17 protein-coding genes are annotated in these 24,840 nt (G+C 44.2%); 11 read left to right on the top strand and 6 right to left on the bottom strand.

Going from position 1 to position 24,840, the window contains the following annotated elements; translation table 11 throughout:
* The 9 genes from ACZ5C4_RS08780 to ftsH all read left to right on the top strand — a co-directional run bounded on the left by ACZ5C4_RS08780 (position 1) and on the right by ftsH (position 15,031).
* Entirely contained in the window at positions 1–651 is a 651-nt protein-coding gene (locus ACZ5C4_RS08780; protein WP_464520668.1) for a vitamin B12 dependent-methionine synthase activation domain-containing protein, read from the top strand.
* Positions 648–3,038, top strand: coding sequence for a homocysteine S-methyltransferase family protein (locus tag ACZ5C4_RS08785; RefSeq protein WP_464520669.1), 2,391 nt, complete (start codon positions 648–650; stop codon positions 3,036–3,038). The genes ACZ5C4_RS08780 and ACZ5C4_RS08785 overlap by 4 nt, the downstream gene beginning before the upstream one ends.
* Before the next feature lie 125 nt (positions 3,039–3,163).
* Positions 3,164–4,675: a 4Fe-4S dicluster domain-containing protein gene (locus tag ACZ5C4_RS08790; protein ID WP_464520670.1), complete on the top strand. Its 1,512-nt coding sequence runs from the start codon at positions 3,164–3,166 to the stop codon at positions 4,673–4,675.
* A gap of 32 nt (positions 4,676–4,707) precedes the next feature.
* On the top strand, positions 4,708–7,347 hold the full coding sequence (gene alaS, locus ACZ5C4_RS08795) for an alanine--tRNA ligase (protein ID WP_464520671.1): 2,640 nt from the start codon (positions 4,708–4,710) through the stop codon (positions 7,345–7,347).
* Positions 7,348–7,472: 125 nt separating this feature from the next.
* On the top strand, positions 7,473–7,649 hold the full coding sequence (rpsU, locus tag ACZ5C4_RS08800) for a 30S ribosomal protein S21 (RefSeq protein ID WP_004054229.1): 177 nt from the start codon (positions 7,473–7,475) through the stop codon (positions 7,647–7,649).
* 267 nt (positions 7,650–7,916) lie between these two features.
* Complete coding sequence (locus ACZ5C4_RS08805) at positions 7,917–8,453, top strand: putative ABC transporter permease (protein WP_464520672.1); 537 nt, start codon at positions 7,917–7,919, stop codon at positions 8,451–8,453.
* Positions 8,454–8,738: 285 nt separating this feature from the next.
* The gene (gene gdhA / locus ACZ5C4_RS08810) at positions 8,739–10,073 is read left to right on the top strand and encodes an NADP-specific glutamate dehydrogenase (RefSeq protein WP_464520673.1); all 1,335 of its coding nucleotides are present in this window, start codon (positions 8,739–8,741) and stop codon (positions 10,071–10,073) included.
* A gap of 438 nt (positions 10,074–10,511) precedes the next feature.
* On the top strand, positions 10,512–13,127 hold the full coding sequence (locus ACZ5C4_RS08815; protein ID WP_464520674.1) for a cation-translocating P-type ATPase: 2,616 nt from the start codon (positions 10,512–10,514) through the stop codon (positions 13,125–13,127).
* A 65-nt stretch (positions 13,128–13,192) separates the two neighbouring features.
* Positions 13,193–15,031, top strand: a complete 1,839-nt coding sequence (ftsH, locus tag ACZ5C4_RS08820; RefSeq protein ID WP_464520675.1) for an ATP-dependent zinc metalloprotease FtsH — start codon at positions 13,193–13,195, stop codon at positions 15,029–15,031.
* Between the two features lie 186 nt (positions 15,032–15,217).
* On the opposite strand, the gene ACZ5C4_RS08825 is transcribed toward ftsH, so the two are convergent.
* Positions 15,218–15,976: a type 1 glutamine amidotransferase gene (locus tag ACZ5C4_RS08825; RefSeq protein WP_464520676.1), complete on the bottom strand. Its 759-nt coding sequence runs from the start codon at positions 15,974–15,976 to the stop codon at positions 15,218–15,220.
* Entirely contained in the window at positions 15,973–17,334 is a 1,362-nt protein-coding gene (locus ACZ5C4_RS08830; RefSeq protein ID WP_464520677.1) for a MurT ligase domain-containing protein, read from the bottom strand. Before ACZ5C4_RS08830 ends, ACZ5C4_RS08825 begins: the two co-directional genes overlap by 4 nt.
* Before the next feature lie 151 nt (positions 17,335–17,485).
* Here ACZ5C4_RS08830 and ACZ5C4_RS08835 point away from each other — a divergent pair, with 151 nt between their 5' ends.
* Together ACZ5C4_RS08835 and ACZ5C4_RS08840 are read left to right on the top strand one after the other, a co-directional pair.
* Entirely contained in the window at positions 17,486–19,921 is a 2,436-nt protein-coding gene (locus tag ACZ5C4_RS08835; protein WP_464520678.1) for a cation-translocating P-type ATPase, read from the top strand.
* The gene (locus ACZ5C4_RS08840) at positions 19,912–20,943 is read left to right on the top strand and encodes a 3-deoxy-7-phosphoheptulonate synthase (protein WP_464520679.1); all 1,032 of its coding nucleotides are present in this window, start codon (positions 19,912–19,914) and stop codon (positions 20,941–20,943) included. Before ACZ5C4_RS08835 ends, ACZ5C4_RS08840 begins: the two co-directional genes overlap by 10 nt.
* Before the next feature lie 35 nt (positions 20,944–20,978).
* On the opposite strand, the gene ACZ5C4_RS08845 is transcribed toward ACZ5C4_RS08840, so the two are convergent.
* The 4 genes from ACZ5C4_RS08845 to ACZ5C4_RS08860 all read right to left on the bottom strand — a co-directional run bounded on the left by ACZ5C4_RS08845 (position 20,979) and on the right by ACZ5C4_RS08860 (position 24,795).
* Positions 20,979–22,448 carry an ABC transporter ATP-binding protein gene (locus ACZ5C4_RS08845; RefSeq protein WP_464520680.1) on the bottom strand — a complete coding sequence of 490 codons (1,470 nt, stop codon included), beginning with the start codon at positions 22,446–22,448 and terminating at the stop codon, positions 20,979–20,981.
* Positions 22,445–23,128 (bottom strand): energy-coupling factor transporter transmembrane component T, encoded by a 684-nt coding sequence (locus tag ACZ5C4_RS08850; RefSeq protein ID WP_464520681.1) that lies wholly within the window; start codon positions 23,126–23,128, stop codon positions 22,445–22,447. The genes ACZ5C4_RS08845 and ACZ5C4_RS08850 overlap by 4 nt, the downstream gene beginning before the upstream one ends.
* Entirely contained in the window at positions 23,125–23,721 is a 597-nt protein-coding gene (locus tag ACZ5C4_RS08855; RefSeq protein WP_464520682.1) for an MptD family putative ECF transporter S component, read from the bottom strand. Before ACZ5C4_RS08855 ends, ACZ5C4_RS08850 begins: the two co-directional genes overlap by 4 nt.
* Before the next feature lie 90 nt (positions 23,722–23,811).
* Positions 23,812–24,795, bottom strand: coding sequence for a helix-turn-helix domain-containing protein (locus ACZ5C4_RS08860; RefSeq protein WP_464520683.1), 984 nt, complete (start codon positions 24,793–24,795; stop codon positions 23,812–23,814).
* Positions 24,796–24,840 lie beyond the last annotated feature (45 nt).

Consider the following 24,840-nt stretch of genomic DNA (forward strand, 5'->3'; position numbering starts at 1 on the left):
ATGGAGAAACGGGTCAAAGAGGCCATACGTTATCTGGGATTTGGCAGAAATGCGGTAGATGATCAGACTCTTGCGATGATTTCAGATTCTTTTAAAGAACTGGAACAAGCGGCAAGCTTAAAATCCATCTATCGTATTTTTGATTTCAGACAGATAAACGATACAGAGATGATGGCAGGAAGTTTGAAGATAAAAAGCAGGAATTTGGGAAAAAATTTAAGAGGATGCAGTGATGTGATTTTTTTTGGCGCAACGCTTGGAACAGGTGTAGATGCTCTGCTGAGAAGATACACGATTACAGATATGGCAAAAACAGTTGTCTTGCAGGCATGTGCAGCGGCAATGCTGGAGGAGTACTGCGATATATGTCAGAAAAAAATAGGGGAAAGACTGCGAAAAGAAGAAAAATATCTTCGTCCGAGATTTAGTCCCGGATATGGAGATTTTGCGATTGAATATCAGAAATCACTGATACGAATGCTGGACTGTGCCAAGACAATCGGGCTTACCATGACAGACAGTTGTATGATGACTCCGACAAAGTCAGTCACAGCGGTGATCGGTGTAAGTACAGTGGAAGAAAAATGTCATATAAAGGGCTGTGAGGCCTGCGAAAAAAAAGACTGCATATACAGAAGGGATACGTTATGATACGAGAACGTTTGGGAAAAGATCTATTGTTTTTTGACGGGGGAATGGGAACGCTTCTCCAGGAGGAGGGGCTTTTGCCCGGAGAACTGCCGGAAAGCTGGAATATTACACATCCGGAGATCATTCAGAGTATACACAGGAAGTATATAGAGGCGGGGAGCGACATCATACTGACCAATACATTCGGAGCAAACGCGCTGAAATTCCATGATGATACGCTGTCCTTGAAAGCGATTGTACAGACTGCCGTTTCCCATGTACATGCGGCGGCCAAAGCGGCGGCCTGCGGCAGAAGGATTTATACTGCTTTAGATATTGGCCCTACCGGAAAGCTTTTAAAACCTATGGGCGATCTGGATTTTGAGACGGCATATGAGGCATTTAAAGAAGTGATGGTTTATGGAAGTGAAGCGGGAGTAGATGTCATTCATATTGAGACAATGAGCGATACATATGAGTTGAAGGCGGCGGTGCTCGCGGCAAAAGAAAATACAGCGCTTCCGGTTTTTGTCACGACTATATTTGACGAGAGAGGCAAGCTTTTGACAGGGGCAGACGTCCCTTCTGTGGTTGCTCTTTTGGAAGGACTGCGTGTAGACGCTTTGGGGATAAACTGCGGGATGGGGCCAAGTCAAATGCTGCCTGTTTTAGATGCGCTGTTGAAGTATACGTCATTGCCTGTGATTGTAAAACCAAACGCAGGGCTGCCCAAACAAAAGGACGGTGTTACCTATTATGATGTGGAGCCGGAAGCGTTTGCGGATACGATGGAACAAATCGTAAAAAAAGGTGCAGCGGCGGTGGGAGGCTGCTGCGGAACTACACCGGAACACATTCGGGCAATGGCAGAGCGCTGTAGAGGAATTCCTGTGAAGGCGGCGGAAAAAAAGGAGCTTACAGTGGTGTCGTCTTACGGACAGGCAGTATTTTTGGAGGAAGGCTCTAAAATTATTGGAGAACGGATTAATCCCACCGGAAAGAAAAAATTCAAACAGGCATTAAAGGATCATGATTTGGATTATATTTTAAAAGAAGGAATTATGCAGCAGGATAAGGGCGCCCATATTCTGGATGTCAATGTGGGACTTCCGGATATTGACGAGCCGGCTATGATGAAAGAGGTGGTAGAGAGTCTGCAGAGTGTTACAAGCCTGCCTCTTCAAATTGATACGGTAGATACAGAGGCTCTTGAGACGGCGCTGCGTATCTATAACGGCAAGGCAATGGTGAATTCCGTCAGCGGAAAACAAGAGTCCATGGATCAAGTTTTTCCTCTGCTTGCAAAATACGGCGGTGTGGTAATCGGACTGGCGTTAGATGAAAACGGTATTCCGCAGGACGCAGAAGGAAGAGTACAAATCGCGCGGAAAATCATTGACGAAGCCGCGAAATATGGAATAGAGAAAAAGGACATAGTGATAGATGCCCTCGCTATGACGGTGAGCTCAGAGCCGGAGGGAGCGAAAGTCACTTTGGAGACGTTGAGAAGACTGCGCCAGGAATTGTGCGTCCATACGGTACTGGGGGTATCGAATATTTCCTTTGGACTTCCAAGCCGTCCAGTTATCAATGCGGCATTTTACACAATGGCAATGCAAAATGGGCTTAGCGCAGGGATCATCAATCCTGCCTCCGAGGATATGATGAAATCCTGGTATGCATATCATGCATTGATGAATCTGGATGCAAATTGTGAAAGGTTTATCGAAAAATATGCAGCCGCAGACACAAAGCCAGCTGCTTTGGCCGCAGCATCTCACGATATGACACTGCAGACGGCAATTGAGAAGGGGCTGAAGGAAGAAGCGAATACAATCGCGGCAAGACTGGTGATGACAGAAGAACCGCTATCGGTTATCAACGAATATATGATTCCGGCGCTTAATAATGTGGGAAAGGGCTTTGAAAAAGGCACTGTATTTTTGCCGCAGCTTTTAATGAGCGCAGAGGCGGCCAAAAGTGCGTTCGCAGTTCTGAAGGAGAAGATGGAGGAAAAAGGAGGTTCCCAGGAAAAGAAAGAGAAAATCGTACTTGCTACGGTAAAGGGAGACATCCACGATATTGGGAAGAATATTGTAAAAGTACTGTTGGAAAACTATAGTTTTGAAGTGATTGACTTAGGAAAGGACGTTCCGCCTGAAAAGATTGTAAAGACTGTATGCGAAGAAAATATCCGTCTGGTAGGATTGAGCGCACTTATGACAACTACAGTAGTGAGCATGGAAGCTACGATACAGGAATTGAGAAAAAAGGCACCTGCATGCAAGGTGATGGTAGGGGGCGCTGTCTTAAACCAAGAGTATGCGGACATGATAGGGGCGGATTTTTATGGGAAGGATGCCATGCAGTCTGTGTATTATGCGCAGAGCGTATTTGAGAAGAAATGACAAAAGGAGGTTGTATCGCTTTTTATACAAATAAGCGTGTTGACAATGTTTTAACAGGGCGTTATATTTGTTAAAGGAAAAACACCTGCTATGGGCAGGGGAGGAGAATCAGGAGGAAGGAATCTATGATGAGAGGATTGCAGACACCGGTGAGGGCAATACGCAGAAGGGTGTTTACAGAGGTTGCAAAATTAGGATTCAAAGCAGACGCGAAAACGTTACTGGATGATATGGAAGCGATACCCTATGAAATTGTAAATGATGACACGCAGAAATATAGAGAAAGCACGTATCGTTCTCGTGCGATTGTGAGAGAGCGCTTGAGACTGGCGATGGGGCTTTCTCTTCGGCCGGAGAATAAGCCGGTGCATTTAACAGCAGGAGTAGAGGCAAGCAATATTTCTGAAAAATATTATGAGCCGCCGCTTATGCAGGTGATTCCATCGGCATGTGAAAGCTGTGAGGAGAACAAATATGAGGTAAGCAATATTTGTAAAGGGTGTCTTGCACATCCTTGTCAGGAGATCTGTCCGCGCGACGCGATTTCTATGGTAAATGGGCGTTCCTATATCGATCAGGAAAAATGTATCAAATGTGGAAGATGTAAGTCTGTCTGTCCATACGACGCGATTGCCAAGAAAGAACGTCCCTGCCAGAAGGCATGCGGGGTAGGAGCGATCGTGTCGGACAAATATGGACGTGCCTTCATTGACAATGAAAAATGCGTATCCTGTGGAATGTGCATGGTAAGCTGCCCATTTGGAGCAATATCTGACAAGTCACAGATTTTCCAGCTTGCGAGGGCACTTTCGGAAGGCGAGGAGATTGTGGCTGAAATTGCGCCGGCATTTGTCGGACAGTTTGGTAAAAATATTACACCGCGCAATATCAAGGCGGCACTGCGTGAACTTGGATTTACAGAGGTATACGAGGTTGCACTGGGCGCGGATATTGGTGCGATTGCGGAAGCGCATCATTATGTAGACAAAGTAGTGACGGGGGAACTGCCGTTTCTTCTGACCTCCTGTTGTCCGTCCTGGGCGGTAATGGCGAAGAAATTCTTCCCTGATGTCATCGATCAGATTTCGCAGGAACTTACACCGATGGTAGCGACAGCGCGTACGATCAAGCAGGAGCATCCGGACGCAAAGGTAGTATTTATCGGTCCATGTGCGTCAAAAAAACTAGAGGCATCCAGAAGAAGTGTACGAAGTGATGTAGATTTTGTCGTAACCTTTGAGGAAATGCAGGCGATGTTTGACGCGAAAGGAATTGACTTGACGAAATATGAGGCGGAATCTTCCTTCCATGATGCTACTGGAGCTGGACGTGGATATGCCTGCGCAGGCGGTGTGGCAGAAGCAATTGAAAAGTGTATAAATGAATATTATCCAGACGTTCAGGTCAATATCGAGCACGCGGAAGGGCTTGCCGAGTGTAAGAAAATTCTGACTCTGGCAAAAGCAGGACGTATGAATGGATGTCTGATAGAAGGAATGGGATGTCCGGGCGGCTGTATCGCAGGTGCCGGAACAAATATCCCTGTGGCAACGGCAAAGAAGGATCTTGCGGCGTATGTGAAAAATTCCAGCAAGTCGATTCCGCCGAAGGAGCTGGAGGAAATCGAATTAAAATAAAAATTGAAATCAAAGAACCAGGAGGATAAAGAATGCAGCGCGTTGGAGTAAACCAGTTAAGAAAGATGTTTTTGGAGTTTTTTGAGAGTAAGGGACACCTTGCACTCAAAAGCTTCTCCTTAGTGCCCCATAATGATAAGAGTCTTCTGCTTATTAACTCTGGAATGGCACCTTTGAAACCTTATTTTACAGGACAGGAAATTCCGCCGCGAAAACGCGTAACTACCTGCCAGAAGTGTATTCGCACCGGAGATATTGAAAATGTAGGAAAGACGGCGCGGCACGGCACTTTTTTTGAGATGCTGGGTAACTTCTCCTTTGGAGATTATTTTAAAAGAGATGCGATCAAATGGTCTTGGGAATTTTTGACAGAAGTAGTAGGACTGGACGCTGACAGACTGTATCCGTCTGTTTACCTGGAGGATGACGAGGCATTTCAGATATGGAACCAGGAGATGGGAATTCCGGCGGAACGTATTTTTAAGTTCGGGAAGGAAGATAATTTCTGGGAGCATGGCTCCGGCCCCTGCGGTCCATGTTCAGAGATTTATTATGACAGAGGCGAAAAATACGGATGCGGCAAGCCAGGCTGTACAGTGGGCTGTGAGTGTGACCGCTATATGGAGATCTGGAATAATGTATTTACGCAGTTTGACAATGATGGAAACGGCAATTATTCAGAATTGGAACAGAAGAATATTGATACCGGCATGGGCTTAGAACGTCTGGCTTTGGTTGTGCAGGACGTAGATTCGATCTTTGACGTAGATACGATAAAAGCACTGCGGGATCATGTATGTGCTCTTGCGGGAGAAGAATATGGAGAAGACAGCGGAAAGGATGTATCTATCCGCGTTATTACAGACCATATCCGATCTGTGACCTTTATGATTTCAGATGGAATTATGCCTTCAAATGAAGGAAGAGGGTATGTACTGCGCCGCCTGTTGAGAAGAGCATGCCGTCATGGACGACTGCTGAATATCAAGAAGGGCTTTCTTCCGGAGCTGGCACAGACTGTGATCGATGGATCGAAGGATGGCTATCCGGAGTTGGAAGAAAAAAGAGAGTTTATCTTAAAGGTCATTGCGAAGGAAGAAGAGCAGTTTAACAAGACGATCGATCAAGGACTGGGGATTCTTTCTGAGATAATCGCGCAGATGGAAGAGAAACATACAAAGCTTTTAGAAGGAAGTGAAGCATTTAAGCTGTATGACACCTATGGTTTTCCTTTGGATTTGACAAAAGAAATCCTGGAAGAAAAAAATTTAAACGTAGATGAGGCAGGTTTCCATGCGGCAATGGAAGTGCAGAGAAAGACGGCGAGAGAAGCCAGAGAGGTTACCAACTATATGGGGGCAGATGTAACCGTCTATGAGTCGATCGACCCGAATATTACCAGCACCTTTGTAGGATACGACAATTTATGCTGGGAGTCGGAAGTGACGGTATTGACAACGGAAAAAGAAATCGTGGATGCACTTTCCGATGGGGAGAGAGGAACTATATTTGTCCAGGAGACTCCGTTCTATGCGACTAGCGGCGGGCAGGAGGCGGATACAGGAAGTATTTCTACAGCAGACGGAGAATTTCTGGTAGAAGATACGATCAAGCTTTTAGGCGGTAAAATCGGCCATGTCGGCAGAGTCGTGCGGGGAATGATAAAGGTTTGTGACAAAGTGACTTTAAAAGTAGATACAGAAAAGCGCGTGCTTTCTGCCAGAAACCACAGTGCGACGCATTTGCTTCAGAAGGCGCTTAGGACAGTGCTCGGCACCCACGTAGAGCAGGCGGGCTCCAGTGTAAATGAAGACAGACTTCGTTTTGACTTTACGCATTTTTCTGCGATGACGCCGGAGGAACTTAAAAAAACAGAGGAAATCGTCAATGAGCAGATTGGAAATGCACTTGCTGTTTCCATAAAAAATATGCCAATCGAAGAAGCAAAAAAGACAGGCGCGCAGGCGTTGTTTGGTGAAAAGTATGGAGACATTGTCCGCGTGGTGGATATGGATGGATTCTCCATTGAGTTCTGCGGTGGTACACATGTAAAGAACACCAGTGAAATTATGGCGTTCAAGATTATTTCAGAGACAGGGGTAGCGGCTGGGGTCAGACGAATCGAGGCGCTCACGTCAAAAGGGTTGATGAAATATTACGACAGCTTAGAGAAGCGTTTGAAAGATGCGGCAGCTCTTTTAAAGGCAACACCGGAGAATTTGGCGGATAAAATCGCTCATATGCTGGCAGATAATAAGACACTTCATTCAGAGGTAGAAAGTTTAAAGAGCAAGATGGCGCAGGAAGCGGCCGGAGATGTTCTTGACAAAGTGCAGGAGATAGCGGGGATAAAGCTTCTCGCGGCAGAGATAGACGGCGTGGATATGAACAGCTTAAGAGAGCTGGGAGATCAGTTCAAGGAAAAATTAGGGGAAGGCGTTGTTGTGCTTGCCTCCGGAGCAGAAAATAAGGTCAGCCTGATGGCAACCGCGACAGAAGGTGCGATAAAGCAGGGAGCCCATGCCGGCAATCTCGTAAAAGCGATCGCAGGTCTTGTCGGAGGCGGAGGCGGAGGACGTCCGAATATGGCGCAGGCAGGCGGAAAGAACCCTGCAGGGATAAACGACGCGCTTTTAAAGGCAGCGGAGGTGCTTAAAGACCAGGTTTCTTAAGTTTTTGCAGGAAAATAGTTGACGGAACTGAAAAATATGGTATAATCTTTTGTAGTGCAATAAATATACCCGAACAGTCGTATGATGCACAATACAAGGCTGGAGGGGAGGTTAGGTGTGAGACTATGTCGAATGTAATCGTGAAAGAAAACGAGACGTTAGATAGTGCTTTACGCAGATTCAAAAGAAACTGTGCGAAAGCAGGCATTCAGCAGGAAATTCGTAAAAGAGAGCATTACGAAAAACCAAGCGTAAGACGCAAGAAAAAATCTGAAGCCGCTAGAAAACGTAAATATAATTAATGATGTGCAGATAAATAGAGTGTTGAATTTCAACACTCTATTTTTATTCTATAGGAAATTTATCAAAATTTCCTATAGAACAAAAAAGCCCTCCGGACGGGGTGCTGCGTGCCAGTGGCACGCGTTTAGCACCGACCGAAGCGGAGACTGCACACAAGTGCGAAGAGGAAATATGACGCTTAAGTGTCCGCACTTGGCGCGAGAAGTTCGCAAGTGAACTTCTTTTATAAGGATAATTTGGCGCTTTTAGGAAGGGGGAGCGTACATATGTGGAATAGGATTATTTTTGGAAGAGATGTATACCATGTGGTTATGTGGTTTCTTACTTATAGTATACTAGGATGGATCGTAGAATCTGCCTATATGTCAGTGTGCAACAGGAAATGGACGAACAGGGGATTTTCCAGAGGGCCGTTCTGCCCTATTTACGGAGTAGGGGCACTGACTGTTTATTTTATACTATATCCATACAGTCATAACAAAGTGCTTCTTTTCATATTGGGTGCTGTGCTTGCAACACTGATTGAATGGGCAACGGCAAAAATTATGCAGAAGGTATTCGGAGAAATCTGGTGGGATTATAAGGACAAGCCTTTTAACTACAAAGGAATCCTGTGCCTGGAAAGTACGATTGCATGGGGATTTTATACACTGATTTTATTTGGTATTCTGCAAAAAACAGTGGAGAGAATTGTAAATGGTATTCCCAGAGGTCTGGGAGAGAAGCTGGGAATTTTTATTATTATAGTCTATCTGCTGGATTTTTTGACGATTGCATATAAAGAGAGAAGAAAAATTTCTTGAAAATAAAAGAAAAATGAATAAATAGGATTGGATTCCTGCAAAAACAAGAAGGATAAAAAAAGAGATAAAAACTATATATACGAATTTAATAAATAAAAACAGCTAAACAGTGAGAAAGTAATTATGTGCAATTCGTTATAATAAAGTGATAAAGTTGTAAATAAAATGAAATTTTTTATTGACAAAGCTGCATTTTGATTTTAGAATAGACGAGTAGGCAATTCTGCGGCAGTTATCCGGCGGTATTGTCTGCCAGCTATTTTGTATTTTCAGGAGGTAAAAAGGATGTCATATGTAGATGAAGTAATTGATTTGGTTGTAAAAAAGAATCCTGCAGAGCCAGAGTTTCATCAGGCTGTCAAGGAGGTTTTAGAATCCTTGCGTGTAGTTGTAGAAGCAAATGAAGAACAGTTTCGCAGGGACGCTCTTTTAGAGAGAATGGTAGAGCCTGAAAGACAATTAAAGTTCCGCGTGCCGTGGGTAGATGACAACGGGCAAGTGCAGGTAAACACAGGATACCGTGTACAGTTTAACAGTGCAATCGGGCCATACAAAGGAGGGCTTCGGCTTCATCCATCCGTAAACCTCGGTATTATAAAATTTTTAGGATTTGAGCAGATTTTTAAAAATTCTCTGACAGGGCTTCCAATCGGCGGAGGAAAAGGCGGAGCTGATTTCGATCCGAAGGGAAAATCAGACAGAGAGGTGATGGCATTTTGCCAGAGCTTTATGACAGAGCTTTGCAAATATATTGGCGCGGATACAGATGTTCCGGCAGGAGATATTGGAACAGGCGCGAGAGAAATCGGATATATGTACGGACAGTATAAACGTATCCGCGGACTGTCCGAAGGGGTTCTGACAGGAAAAGGATTAAGCTACGGCGGTTCACTGGCGCGTACAGAAGCAACGGGATACGGTCTGCTTTATCTGACAGAGGAAATGCTGAAATTAAACGGGCAGGACATCAAAGGCAAGACGGTCGCGGTTTCCGGCTCTGGAAATGTTGCGATTTACGCGACACAAAAAGCACAGCAGATGGGGGCGAAGGTTGTGACTGTAAGCGACTCCAACGGCTGGGTATATGATGCAGAGGGCATCGATGTGGAAGCATTAAAGGAGATAAAGGAGATAAAGAGAGAAAGACTGACTGAATATAAAAAATACCGTCCGAATGCCGAGTACCATGAGGGAAGAGGCGTTTGGAGTGTGAAGGTGGATATTGCCCTTCCATGTGCAACACAGAACGAGCTGCTGCTGGAGGATGCAAAAACACTCGTGGCAAACGGATGTATTGCGGTTGCAGAGGGAGCAAACATGCCAACCACACTGGAAGCGACAGAATACCTGCAGGCAAACGGAGTGCTGTTTGCACCTGGAAAGGCAGCAAATGCAGGTGGTGTTGCGACATCTGCTCTGGAGATGTCACAGAATAGTGAGAGATTAAGCTGGACCTTCGAGGAGGTAGACAGCAGACTGCAAAGAATTATGGTGGATATCTGCCACAATATGGCAGATGCAGCGGAGAGATACGGCTTTAAAGGAAATTATGTCGTAGGAGCCAATATTGCCGGATTTGAAAAAGTAGTAGACGCTATGAATGCGCAGGGAATTGTTTAGAATAGGTTTTTTTATACTTCCCGCACACTGTATGGCTGAACCGTTACTATAAAATCCCAAAAGATTCTGTTTAAGTTTACAATAGAAGGAAACACTGTTAGTATAGAAGAAATGGCTTAGCATGCCAGAATGTGAAAATATTGTAAACAGAATTGACAGCAGATAAAAAATGCATTATAGTATTTTTTGTAAAAGGGAGTAACTGGCGTTTATAAAATAATAAAACGTTTGCGATGTCGTCAGTACGATGGAAATCCATCCGTATCGTGATTAAACAGTGAGACTTTTATTGCATTTGAGTTATGCAATGAAGGTCTCACTTTTTGTTTTATTAAAATACTTTAGCACGCGGGTTGATTATCCCATAAAAACCAATAAAGGAAAGATGCGTAAGACAAACAGTGCGATTCTTTACAGAGAGAAAAAGGAGGTTGAAAAATGGGAAATTATTACCAGATGACTGGAGAAGAAACCTTGCAGGAGCTTAACGGGACGGTGGAACCGCTAAGTGCCTCCCAGGTGAAGGAGCATCAGGAAAAATACGGGCGAAATGAGCTGGTGGAGGGCAAGAAAAAGACAACGCTGCAGATTTTCCTGGAACAGTATAAAGATTTTCTTGTCATTATATTGATCGCGGCGGCAATTGTGTCCGGCTTTTTAGGAGATGTGGAGAGTACAGCGGTTATTCTGATCGTTATCACTATGAATGCCATTCTTGGAACGGTGCAGACAGTGAAGGCAGAGCAGTCTCTGGCAAGCTTAAAGAAGCTTTCAGGGCCGGAGGCAAAGGTGTTAAGAGACGGCAATGTCATTCAGATCCCATCCTCTGAGGTGACGGTGGGAGACAAGGTGATGCTTGACGCAGGAGACTATATTCCGGCAGATGGGCGTCTCTTAGAATGTGCGAGCCTCAAGGTCGATGAAAGCGCTCTGACAGGAGAAAGTCTCGGCGTGGATAAATCTATTGATACGATACAAGGAGAGGTTCCACTGGGCGATCGGATCAATATGGTATATTCCGGCAGCTTTGTTACCTATGGAAGAGGCGCTTTTGTTGTGACAGACATTGGAATGCAGACAGAAGTGGGGAAGATTGCAAGCCTTCTAAAGACAACTTCAGAAAAGAGAACACCTCTTCAGATTAATTTGGATCAGTTTGGACAGAAGCTGTCTATTTTGATTTTGGTTTTCTGTGGAATTTTATTTGGAATCAGTGTATTTAGAGGAGACAATATAGGAGATGCGTTTTTATTTGCGGTAGCTCTGGCGGTAGCGGCAATTCCAGAGGCATTGAGCTCCATTGTGACGATTGTACTTTCCTTTGGAACACAGAAAATGGCGAAGGAGCATGCGATTGTGCGTAAACTCCAGGCAGTGGAGGGACTGGGCAGTGTTTCCATTATCTGTTCGGATAAGACAGGAACTTTGACACAAAATAAGATGACAGTGGAAGACTATTATGTAGATGAAACCTGTATTACGGCAGAAGACATTGACGTGCAGAATCTCTCCCACAGCAGGCTGCTTCTGGCAAGTATTCTCTGCAATGATTCTACCAATGTAGATGGAGTAGAAATCGGAGATCCTACAGAGACTGCGCTGATCAATCTGGGTACCCGCTTGGGTGTCTGTCCGGAGGTGGTAAGAGAGAAATACCCTCGTGAAAGTGAGAATCCTTTTGACAGTGACAGAAAACTGATGTCGACAAAGCATACAATGGAAGGAAATCCGACAATGCTTGTCAAGGGGGCGGTGGACGTCCTGATGGAACGTATAGAGAAAATACAGATCGGGGAGGAGATTCGTCCTGTAACAGAAAAAGACAAAAGGCAGATTGCGGCGCAGAATCAGGCGTTTTCCAGAGAAGGTCTCAGGGTGCTGGGGTTTGCATATAAAATTGTGTCGGATGAGCTGGAATTGTCGCTGGAAGACGAATACGGACTGACGTTTCTCGGGCTTATCGCGATGATGGATCCACCGCGGGAGGAGTCAAAAGCAGCAGTGGAGGAATGTAAAGGTGCGGGAATACGCCCGATTATGATAACGGGAGATCACAAAGTAACAGCAGCGGCGATTGCAAAGAGAATAGGTATTCTTGAAAAAGAGTCGGAAGCTTGTGAGGGAGCAGAGATCGACGGAATGTCGGAGGAAGAATTAAAGAAATTTGTAGAAGGTATCTCTGTATATGCACGCGTATCGCCGGAACATAAGATACGGATTGTGCGTGCATGGCAGGACAAAGGAAATATCGTCTCTATGACGGGAGACGGGGTAAATGATGCGCCTGCCTTGAAACAGGCAGACATCGGAGTGGCAATGGGAATTACAGGAAGTGAAGTCTCGAAGGATGCCGCTGCAATGGTGCTGACGGACGACAATTTTGCAACGATTGTAAAGGCAGTGGAGAATGGAAGAAACCTGTACCGTAATATCAAAAGTGCAATTCAATTCTTGTTGTCTGGAAATTTTGGAGCGATTCTGGCCGTGCTGTATGCCTCCATTATGGCTTTACCAGTTCCATTTGCCCCCGTACACTTGCTGTTTATCAATCTGCTGACCGACAGCCTGCCAGCGATTGCGCTGGGGCTGGAGCCTCATTCAAAGGAGGTAATGAAGGAAAAACCAAGACCGATGAACGAGTCGATTCTGACGAAGGATTTCCTTTTTAAGGTGGGGACAGAAGGATTGTCCATAGGGGTGACAACCATGATCGCGTTTTTGATTGGGTATCATTCCGGAGAAAATGCGCTGCTTGCAAGTACAATGGCATTTGCGACCTTATGTTGCGCAAGGCTGTTTCATGGATTTAACTGCAAATCAGACAGACCGGTTGTCTTTACAAAGGCAGTGATAAATAATATATATTTGATTGGAGCCTTTATTCTCGGCATAATATTGATCACCTGCGTGGTAATGATACCGGGGCTTCATAGTATTTTTAAAGTACAGACACTTACTATATCACAGTTATTTACGGTATATGGGCTTGCAGCGCTGAATATTCCGATTGTCCAGCTTCTAAAGGCGGTCAAAATAGCAGTGCGCAGAAAATAGAGGAGGCATCCAGGATGGACAAATGAAAAAATGAAAGAAGAAAAAACAAAAAGGAGGAAATGAAAATGCAGCAGGTGAAAAAGCCAAAAAGACCATTGTATATATATTATCTGATTGCGCTGGCTGTCCTGATTTTTCTGAATGCCCTTATTTTTCCGAAATTTATGGGACAGTCGGTGGAAACAGTGGATTACGGTACCTTTTTGAAGATGGTAGAAAACAAAGAAGTATCGAAGGTGCAGATTGAAAATGAAAATATCTATTTTACGGATAAGAGTGAAGAGCCGCAATATTACGAAACGACTACATTTGATGATCCGGAATTAGTGGATCGGCTGTATGATTCAGGCTGTTCCTTTGGCAGAGTAGTAAAAGAAGAGATGAATCCGATTTTTAGCTTTCTGCTCACCTGGATCGTGCCTCTTTTGATTTTCTGGGGATTGGGGCAGCTCCTTGCACGAAGAATGATGAAGAAAATGGGAGGAGGCGGCGCAGGAAATCCTTTCATGCAGTTTGGAAAGAGCAATGCCAAAGTATATGTAGCGTCTACAACCGGCATCAAATTTGAGGATGTGGCGGGGGAGGACGAGGCAAAAGAACTGCTGACGGAAATTGTAGATTTTTTGCATAATCCACAGAAATACCAGGAAATCGGGGCAATGTGCCCGAAAGGCGCTCTTCTTGTAGGACCGCCGGGAACAGGAAAAACACTTTTGGCAAAAGCGGTGGCAGGGGAGGCAAATGTTCCTTTCTTCTCTATTTCCGGTTCTGAATTTGTAGAAATGTTTGTGGGGATGGGGGCTTCCAAAGTGCGTGACCTGTTCAAACAGGCAAATGAAAAGGCGCCCTGTATCGTATTTATTGATGAGATTGACACAATCGGAAAGAAGAGAGATGGTCAGGGATTTGGAGGCAACGATGAAAGAGAACAGACGTTGAATCAGCTTCTAACGGAGATGGATGGATTTGATGCTTCCAAAGGGGTTGTGATACTTGCAGCGACAAACCGGCCGGATACATTAGATCCTGCTTTGCTAAGGCCGGGCAGATTTGACCGCCGAATACCAGTGGAGCTTCCAGACTTAAAAGGAAGAGAAGAAATACTAAAAGTACACGCCAAGAAAATAAAATTAGCAGACAATGTAGACTTTCATGCAATCGCGCGTGCGGCCTCCGGCGCCTCCGGTGCGGAGCTTGCCAATATGATCAATGAAGCAGCACTGCGGGCGGTCAGAGAGGACAGAAAGTATGTGACGCAGGCAGATCTCGAAGAGAGTATCGAAGTGGTGATTGCCGGATACCAGAAGAAAAATAAGGTACTTTCTACAAAGGAAAAGTTAATTGTAGCTTACCACGAGACAGGACATGCTCTTGTCGCTGCGCTACAGTCACATTCAGCTCCTGTGACAAAAATCACGATCATTCCCCGTACATCAGGAGCACTGGGATATACAATGCAGGTAGACGAAGGGGAGCGTAATCTGATGTCAAAAGAAGAAATTCAGAATCGCATTGCGACGCTGACAGGCGGCAGATGTGCGGAGGATTTGATTTTCCACTCTATCACGACGGGCGCGTCCAATGACATTGAACAGGCAACAAAATTGGCGAGGGCAATGGTTACCAAATACGGTATGTCTAAGCAGTTTGGAATGGTGGCTCTGGAGACGAGTGTCAACCCTTATCTAGGCGGGGACAGCAGCTTAAGCTGTGCGCCGGAAACGGCAAAAATGATTGACGAGATGGTAGTGCAGACGGTAAAAGACGCCTATGATAAGGCAATGAATCTGTTAAAAGAAAATGAAACGAAGCTTCACGAGCTGGCAAAATATTTGTATGAAAAAGAGACGATAACAGGAGAAGAATTTATGGAAATACTAGAGAGAAAAAATCTGCCGCAGTGACAAGTGAAGAATGTATATAGATTATAGATAGCGTCGGTGTACAAGGGACCGTATTGCCCCCTGTACACCGACGCTAAAGTAGGAGAAAGCCTCCGCCCCCCCAAAATGCTACAGACGCACTGTCATGCTGTAAGTAGATAAAATCTGCACTTTTTCAGCATATAACAATGCGTCTGTAGTTTGTTTTTAAGTATGACGTTTGATGGTCTCTTTCAGGATGTATTTTTTATCGCTGTACCGGTCTACAATGTATTGATTTGCTTTGTGCTCCAGTTCATCAGGCAGAGAGGGAAGCGTTACATCAGGGCCATATTTTCTCTTCAGCGCCCGTTCAAGCAGGTAATCACAAACGTGAGGGTTTTTAGGCAGGAGAGGGCCATGCAGGTAGGTGGCGATTACATTTTTGTAAACCACTCCCTCGTAGCCAGATTTTCCGGTATTTCCAAGTCCGTAGAAAACTTTTCCAAAAGGGGTATGGTTTCCAATGTAAGTGCGTCCGCCATGATTTTCAAACCCTACAACAGGAGTATCGAACAGAGGGCTGTTTAAAACGATATTGCGTATCAGGCGTTCAGGCTGCCATTCCGTCGTAATGTCAAGGATAGAAAGCCCCTCGATTGTCTTTTTGTCTGTTTTATAATATTTCCCGAGAAGCTGATATCCTCCGCAGACAGCAAGGACAACGCCGTCCTCTTCAACGAAGGACTGAAAATCTGTCTGAATGTCTTTTAAATAATTGCAGACAATCTCCTGTTCCCGATCCGAGCCGCCGCCTAAAAGTACAATATCCAGTTTGGAAAAGTCGATGGAGTCCCCCGACAAAAAGGGAATGACCTCTGCCTCCATACCGCGCCACTCAAGACGCTTGCGAAAACACTGGATATTCCCGCGGTCGCCGTACAGATTCAGTAGATCAGGATATAAATGTCCGATTGTCAGTTTCATGCGTGATTCCCTCCTTCCGGTTCTTTTTCCAGCTCTGTCAACAGATGGTTTGTTCGGTACAGACCAGAATAGTTGACAATGACATAGAGATTTTTTGTGCCGTTCTTGGCCCGTTCCAAAACGGTGGTGCGCAGATCCGTAGTAGAGGTACAGGGAATATCTTCATATTTCAGGCGAAGTCCCATATCGTGTCTTCTGGTTCCAGCAGTGATAATAGACTGTGCATGGCTGTCTGCGAGATATTGGAAGTCTACGTCCCACAGCCAGGAAATGTCTTCGCCATCCTGATACGTGTCGTTAATCTGTATGATAATATCTTTTGGCTTTTCATCTTTTAAAACCAGAGATACCTTCTGTTGGAAACCAATTGGATTCTTGGCTAGGTGAAGCTGTACCCTTGCACCCCTTATTGTAAATATACTTTCACGGTTATTGCCGTAATCGAATGCCTCGATCATAGACTTAAAATTACGGTAGCCTGCACCTAATGTCTTTAAAGCTGTGTAAGCGGAGAGTGTATTATATATGTTGTAAGGTGTACGTGCTGTTGAATCAATAGAAAGTCCGTCCATATCAAAGGAATAAACCTCCTCATGGAATTGGATATTCTCGGCCGTATAATCTGGAACCGGACGTTCCCATCCGCAGTTTGGACAATGGTAGATTCCAAGCTGTCCATAGTGGAAAAAATCGTAGTAAAGCTTTTTACCACAGTTGCGGCAGAAGATGCTTTCCCGTATTTCTGAACGGGAAATATCGTCAAATATCTGTTCACTGATCCCATAGGTGACAAACGGATTTTGACTTTTTTCTGCAAGAGAGTAGGAAAGAATATCGTCACAGTTGATAATGAGGATAGTATCCGGTACGCTTGTCACAGCGTTCAGCAGCTTATTATAGGTAATATCTACCTCACCGAAGCGGTCTAACTGATCTCGGGATATATTGGTCAGCAGCGCACAGTCAGGCTTTAGCTTCGGCAGAACTCCTACAGAAGCAATTTCATCTACTTCGATACAGGCATAGTCGGCGTCGAGAAGCCCATGACGATCGGTAGAGAGTACGAATGCAGAAATAATACCATTTAACATATTCGCACCGGTGCGGTTGATGATGACTTTTTGATTTTCTGCTGCTAAAGCCTGATAGAGAATTGCATTCGTGGTAGTCTTTCCGTTTGTGCCCATAGTTACGATAATTTTTTTTCGAACCTGACCGGAGAGCTCCTTTAAAATATCTGGATCAATCAGACGGGCGACATATCCAGGAAGAGTAACGCCGCTTCCGCGGTTTAATTTTTTAATCAGGGCGCTTGTCCCTTTTGCACATTTGATTGCAAATTTACTTCTTAATCTCATAATGATAACCCAACTTTTTGTCTATACTTGTATTTTACCTAAATACTTGTATTATTATAAGGGAAAAGGTCATAGAAAACAAGGAGTTATTATGTTAGAATAACATAGAAATATGAAGAAAAGAGTATTCCAGAAGGAAGGTAATTGATATATGGCGAGAAAGCAGAAGATAAAAGCAGAAGAAAAGGCAGACAGAAGAATTCCTACAACCCGCTATTGTCCAGAATACCGAGAAGGACTGACCGGTGCACAGGTACAGGAACACAGGCTGCATGGCTGGACAAACAGGGCAGTAGATCCTCCTTCTAAGACGACAAAGGAAATTATACATGAAAATGTATTTACGTATTTTAACCTGATTTTTACAATACTGGCGGTGCTTTTATGCATTGTAGGGTCTTTCAGGGATCTGACATTTCTGCCGGTGATTGTTGCAAATACCTTGATTGGGATTGTACAGGAAATCAGGGCGAAGCGAGTATTGGATAAAATGACGATGCTCAATGCTCCGCATGCACTTGTAGTCAGGGACGGAAAAACCTGGACGATTGACGCTGAAGAATTGGTGCTCGATGACATTGTTATTTTTCGTGCCGGAAATCAGGTTTGTGCGGACGCAGAGGTATGTGCAGGAGAGGTACAGGTCAATGAATCCCTGCTGACCGGAGAAGCGGATGAGATTACAAAGCGCAGAGGGGACAAGCTGATGTCAGGGAGCTTCATTGTCTCCGGACAGTGTCATGCCCGTTTAGATAAAGTCGGCGCAGATTCCTATATTTCGAAGCTGACCATACAGGCGAAAGAAATGCAGGAGGGGGAACAGTCAGAAATGATTCGTTCACTCGATAAACTGGTAAAATGCGTGGGAATCGCTATCATTCCTATTGGTCTGGTGTTGTTTGGACAGGCGTTTTTCCTGCAGGGAGAGGGCTTTCGTTCCAGTGTGACTTCCATGATCGCTGCTGTGATTGGCATGATTCCGGAGGGGCTATATCTGCTTGCCAGTGTGGCGCTTGCGGTAAGCTCTATCCGTCTTGCGCAGAAGAAAGTTCTGCTGCATGACATGAAGTGTATAGAGACGCTTGCGCGGGTAAATGTACTTTGTGTAGATAAAACAGGAACGGTTACAGAAAATACAATGAAGGTGCAGGAGATGATCCCTTCCGGAGAATATGAGGAAGAGCAAAGAGAGCCCTTGCACATGCTGATTGGAGACTTCGCGGCGGCAATGAGCAGTGACAATATTACAATGGAAGCGGTAAAAGCATATTTTTCTGTTGCCTCCGGAAGAGAGGCGGTTGCAAAGACGGGATTTTCCTCTGCGACGAAATATAGCAGCGTAACCTTTGCGGACGGCGCGTATGTCTTAGGAGCGCCGGAATTTGTGTTAAGAGAAAAGTATCCTGCATATGAAGCAGAAATTTTAAACTATGCCTCGAAAGGGGCCAGAGTGCTTGTCTTTGGCAGCTATGATGAGGAGATTGATGGAAAGCCTTTGCATCACGGAATTGTGCCCCTTGCTTATCTTCTGTTGGCAAATCCAATTCGCGAAGCCGTACAGGAGACGTTTCGGTATTTTGCAGAACAGGGAGTAGAAATCAAGGTCATCTCCGGAGATAATCCGGTGACTGTCTCTGAGGTGGCAAAACAGGCGGGCATAGCAGGAGCTGAACAATATGTAGACGCGTCTTCTCTGCACACTCCGGAGCAGGTAAGAGAAGCGGTTTTAAACAATACTGTGTTCGGAAGAGTGACGCCGAACCAGAAGCGACAGTTTGTACAGGTACTAAAAGAAGCAGGACGTACAGTTGCCATGACAGGAGACGGCGTAAATGATGTTCTTGCTTTAAAGGACGCAGATTGCAGTATCGCTATGGCATCAGGGAGCGAGGCGGCTGCGCAGGCCTCACAGTTAGTTCTGCTGGAATCGGATTTCTCCTGTATGCCGCAGGTTGTTTTAGAAGGAAGACGGGTGGTAAACAATATTCAGCGTTCTGCCAGTCTGTTTTTGGTAAAAAATATTTTCTCCTTTCTGTTAAGCCTGTTGTCAGTGGCATTTATGTTTACCTATCCGCTGGAGCCGTCGCAGGTTTCGCTTATCAGTATGTTTACGATTGGAATACCGGCGTTTTTCCTGGCGCTGGAGCCAAACAAAAATATCATAAAGGGAAGATTTTTGACCAATGTATTTTTAAAGGCATTGCCGGCTGCACTTACGGACGCGATTGCCGTAGGCGCGTTAGTGATATTCGGTGAGACGTTCGGGGTGAATACAACGGATATTTCTACCGCAGCAACGATGCTTCTGGCAATTGTCGGGTTTATGATTCTGTATACAATCAGTGCACCGATGAATAAACTGCGGATTGCTATTTTTGCAGGCTCCATAGCAGGGCTGTTGTTCTGTAGTTTTTATTTGAACGATTTGTTTGCAATTACGGGGATGTCGACAAAATGCATTATGCTGTTCATTGTATTTGCGATTGCGACAGAGCCGGTGCTGCGTTATTTAACAAGGCTTGTAGAAAAACTGAGGATTTATTATTTAAGATTGCGTCGAAAAGGAGAGGAAGAAGAATGTCTATGATACAAAACCATGAGTTGCCGCTGCCGGATACGCTGAAAAAGGAATATCCGCTGCCGGAAAAGCTCAGACAGAGAAAAGAAAAAAGAGACAGAGAGATACAGGATATTTTTACAGGAAGATCGGAGAGATTTCTTGTCATTGTCGGCCCCTGCTCCGCAGACAATGCAGACTCTGTCTGCGAATATGCAGGCCGTTTAAAAAAAGTAGTAGATGAGGTAGCAGAAAAACTGCTGATCATACCGCGGGTGTATACGAATAAACCCAGAACAACGGGTGAGGGATATAAGGGAATGTTACATCAGCCAAATCCGGACAAGGCACCGGATTTATTGGCCGGTATTATTGCAATCCGAAAGCTCCATATCCGCGTGTTAAAAGAGACAGGACTTTCTTCGGCAGATGAGATGCTGTATCCGGAGAACAGGAGTTATTTGGACGACGTGCTGTCCTATGAGGCGATTGGCGCCCGTTCTGTAGAAAACCAGCAGCACCGTCTGACCGCAAGTGGAATGGACATTCCTGTAGGAATGAAAAATCCTACGAGTGGTGATTTATCTGTCATGTTAAACTCTGTGATTGCCGCACAGCATCCACACCGTTTTATTTACAGAGGCTGTGACGTAAATACTTCCGGAAATCCTCTGGCACATACGATTTTAAGAGGAGGCGTGGATAAATATGGAAAGAATATACCGAATTATCACTATGAAGATCTGATGCGCCTTCAAGAAATGTATGAAAAGCAAAAGCTTTGTAATCCAGCAGTGATTATTGATACAAATCATTCCAATTCCGGCAAACAGTTTAAAGAACAACCGAGGATTGTAAGCGAAGTCCTGCACAGCAGAAAATATAATGAGAAATTAAGACAATTAGTAAAAGGTGTGATGGTAGAGAGTTATCTGGTAGAAGGCCGTCAGGATATTGGAGAAAATCATGTATATGGGAAATCCATTACAGACCCTTGTTTGGGCTGGGAAGAGACGGAAAAAATGCTGTATATGATTGCGGAGAAAGTCTAAAGGACAGCAGCGCCTCTTATTAATGGAACAGTACCTCAGGCTTTATCCATACAAGAGAAGAATGCCCGCAGCTTTTTTATACCGGAATCGTCTAATGCATACTGTTCCTGTACCCGTCCGTCTTCCATATGAATGATACTGTCACAGACAGACGCAATCAGTTCATAGTCATGCGTTATAATAAAAAGAAAGACGTCTTCTTTACGGAGACTTTCTAAAAGCTCGCATGATTTTATCATGTGACTGAAGTCAAGACCTGATGTCGGTTCATCAAAATATAAAAGCTTTTTTCCACAGACAAGTGCAGAAGCGATAATTACCCTCTGCTTCTGACCACCGGATAAGGTCATAGGGTGACGCTCGGAAAGTTCCTGAATGTCCAGCGATTTCATAATCGTTTCCAGATTTTTTTCTTCCGGACTTTTCTTGCCTAAGACAATTTCTTCTTGAACGCTGTCTGAAAAAAGCTGATGATTTACTTCCTGCATAACCAGATAGCTTTTTTGTATCCGTTTTTGTTTGCTTTGTTTTTTGGCGTCCAGAAGAAATGTACCTGTCATCTTTTTTAAAAGTCCGCATAAACAAGAAACAAAGGTAGACTTGCCTGCCCCGTTTGTACCGATAATTGCTGTGATACGCCCCGATGAAATAGTAAGATCGGGAATGGTCAGAATTTCGGTCTGTCCATAAAAGCAATGAATATCTTTTAGACAAATGGTATGCTGTTCCGGAGATACAGACCGATATGAAACAGGGTATGAAAATAAATCTACCGTCCTGATTCCGCTGTGAAGCTGTTCGTTTCTGGATAAACGAGACAATTCGGGCATAGAATACTCGCGGACAATTTTCCCCTCCTCCATATAGATTGCCCGATCTGCCAAATCTTTTAGATAATAGATGCGATGCTCTGCAACAATAATTGTTTTTCCCTGCTGCTTGAGCAATGTTAAAATTTTACGGATCTTTTCAATTGTCTGAACATCCAGATTTGAAGAAGGCTCGTCAAGTACATAAATCTGCGGAGACATCGCATAAATACTTGCGAAGGCGATGATCTGTTTTTCTCCTCCGGATAAATGAAAAATATTTCGGTTCAAAAGAGGTTCGATTTTTAATTCTTTTGCGGTTTGTTCTATGCGTGCTTCTATTCTTTCAGGCTCCATGCCCAGATTTTCACAGCCAAAAGCAATTTCACTTGTTGTATTTACCGTATAAAACTGTGTTCTTGGATTTTGAAAAACACTGCCTACCTGTTTGGAAATTTCATACATAGGCATCTCTGACAAATTTTTCCCATCTAACAGAACGGTTCCATGTATCTCTCCTTCATAAAAATTTGGAATCATGCCATTGAGCAGGCGTGTCATGGTTGTTTTTCCACAGCCGCTTTTTCCGCAGAGCAGTATACATTCTCCGTCTCGAATGTCTAAGCTGACGGAATCCAGACTTTTTGTTCCTTTATTCTCCTGATAAGAATAGGAAACATTTTGAAGAGAAATCATAATATTCCTTCCCCCTTTAGAATGATTGCGGTGACTGCTAAAATGCCGGTCACTGCCCATACAAATACATCTGCACGATGGAAACGTACTCTGACCAAACTGCTGTGCCTTTCGGGATTATCCAATCCACGACAGAGAGCTGCGGCTGAGAGTTCCTCGCTGACATTGACTGCGGACATCAACAGTGGTACCATCACATGTTCCAGAGATATATGAATGCCCCGCATTTTCATTGCTGCGCGGATAGAAGCCCATTCTTCCTTGATTGTGGGAAAATAGCGAAACACAACGGACAGAGGAATAATTGCAGCTTGCGGAAACCGAAGCTTCCACATCACTGCAACAAATTCACTGACTTCTGTCTTTGTTAAAATCCACTTTCCTAAAATAAAACAAGGCAGAAATTTCCGCAGTGCTACTGTGATAAAGGATACCAAAGTAAAGAAAAATCCACTCATATAAGGTGTGAATAGTTGGTCGATACTCAACATAATGAAAAATATGATGAGGAAATGGAAGGCGCTCTTGCATTGACCGTCTATTGTAATTAGAGACAAGCACCCCAATACTAAAACGAATTCAAAGATCAGAGAGTGGCTGAGAAGTAAAAAAAGATTCACAACCAATATCAGCATCATCTTTGTACGCAGATCAAATTTTACTTCTCGTTTTTTCATCATATCATTCCAGCTTTCTCAAAGTGTTTTTTAAACATTTTTTTACCAATTACACAACCGATAAGCGCAAAAATAATTGTCCCGATAATCATAAGTAATAATACCCAAATCGGCGTCATCGCTTCCAGAGTATTACAAAAATCGGCGCTCATACCACGTTCCAGCGTATCTGCAAAATAGTAATCCCGCATCATCCAAATGGGAAGGAATCCTCCCAGCAAATTTTGAGAAAAAACTACATAGCTTAAAGCGTTCAGCTTGTTATTTTTGAATTTCCCAATTCCTGCAATTAGTTCAGCCAGAATTCCGGCTACCGCGCCAGTAACTGCTACTATCCAAATATTTCCCTGAAGCAAAAGGAATAAGCAGGGAAGAACAGCGGCAATGAAAATCGGGCCGTGCACAGGAGCTTTTGCCAGCAGCATGAAATAGACTGGCGCTGCTGCAAGAGCAATAAAACTAGACATACAAAGATAAAGGGGCGGTATTGGCATACAACACATACCGATAATCACAAATACTACGAAATACAAGGCGATAAATACCCCTGCGGATACCAGCCGCTTAGATTTTTGGGTGTTGTTTTTTTCGTTCATTTTATGTACCTCCAAAAAGATAGAATTACGGACATTCGCAATCCGCATTGCTGCCTGCTCATAACCTCAGCGTGACAAGCGTACGTGAGGTCACATTCCACACCGGCTCTGCCGCCGATATTCTAATGGGGTTTCCCCTAAAAAATTTTTAAATGCCGCAGAAAATTTGCTTGCGTTTTCATATCCGACGTTTGCTGCGATTTCGGCCACAGGCTGATTACTTTCCCGCAGAGCCAGAGAAGCTGTGGCCATTCTGCTTTCTCGCAACCAAGCAGAGATATTTTTTCCATATACGCCTTTAAAATAGTTTTTCAAAGAAGACGGGCTGATGCCAAAAGAGGAGGCCAGACTTTCAATGGAATAGTGTTTACTCAAATCAGCGCTGATGATTTCCATAGCCTGTTTAGCAATCTGTACCTGCCCCATTGTCATAACGGAGCTTTCGTCACTCTTTTTGGGCATTTCTGAAGCGCTAAGCAATAGGAGAAGCTCCATGAGCTTTAATTGAAGATAAGGAATTTTACACTCGGCGGGCGCAGTTTGCATTGCTTCAAAAAGCTGCCGGAATTTTTCGTCTGCGCGAACAACATAATTTTTTGAATCTCTGCAAAACCGCGTCTGTACCTGTTTTACGGTCAGTCCAAAATCTTCTAGTATTTTCGGCGCTTCTGTACTTAATGCAGAGGAATGGAACAAAAGCTCTACTCCATGATAATGCCCGCAGGGAAATTGGAAACGATCTTGAGCTTTCCGCGTATCAATACTTAAATTTCCTGGTTCCATGAACAGAAACATATTATCCGACATTCGCACTTCCATACGTCCTTCTAAGCAAAAGTTGATTTTTAAGCTGTTCCCTATTTCTTTACTTTCTGCCAAATGAAAGGATTTACAGTGAAAGCTGTGGAACTGCAATACTACGCCTGGAAAGAGTGTGAATACTTCCACTGTGCCGGAGCCGTCAATGCAATCTATCTGATAGACAATTCGATCAGACGTATGTGTCAGTACTCGTATGTTATTCTGCATTTTTAATTCATTCATATAAGTGGGAAGAATAGCAGCAGGTTCCAAATAATCACCTCCGTTTGTTTGAGTTAGCTTTTTCTAACTTTCTTA

The sequence above is a fragment of the Mediterraneibacter flintii genome, assembly GCF_055387595.1.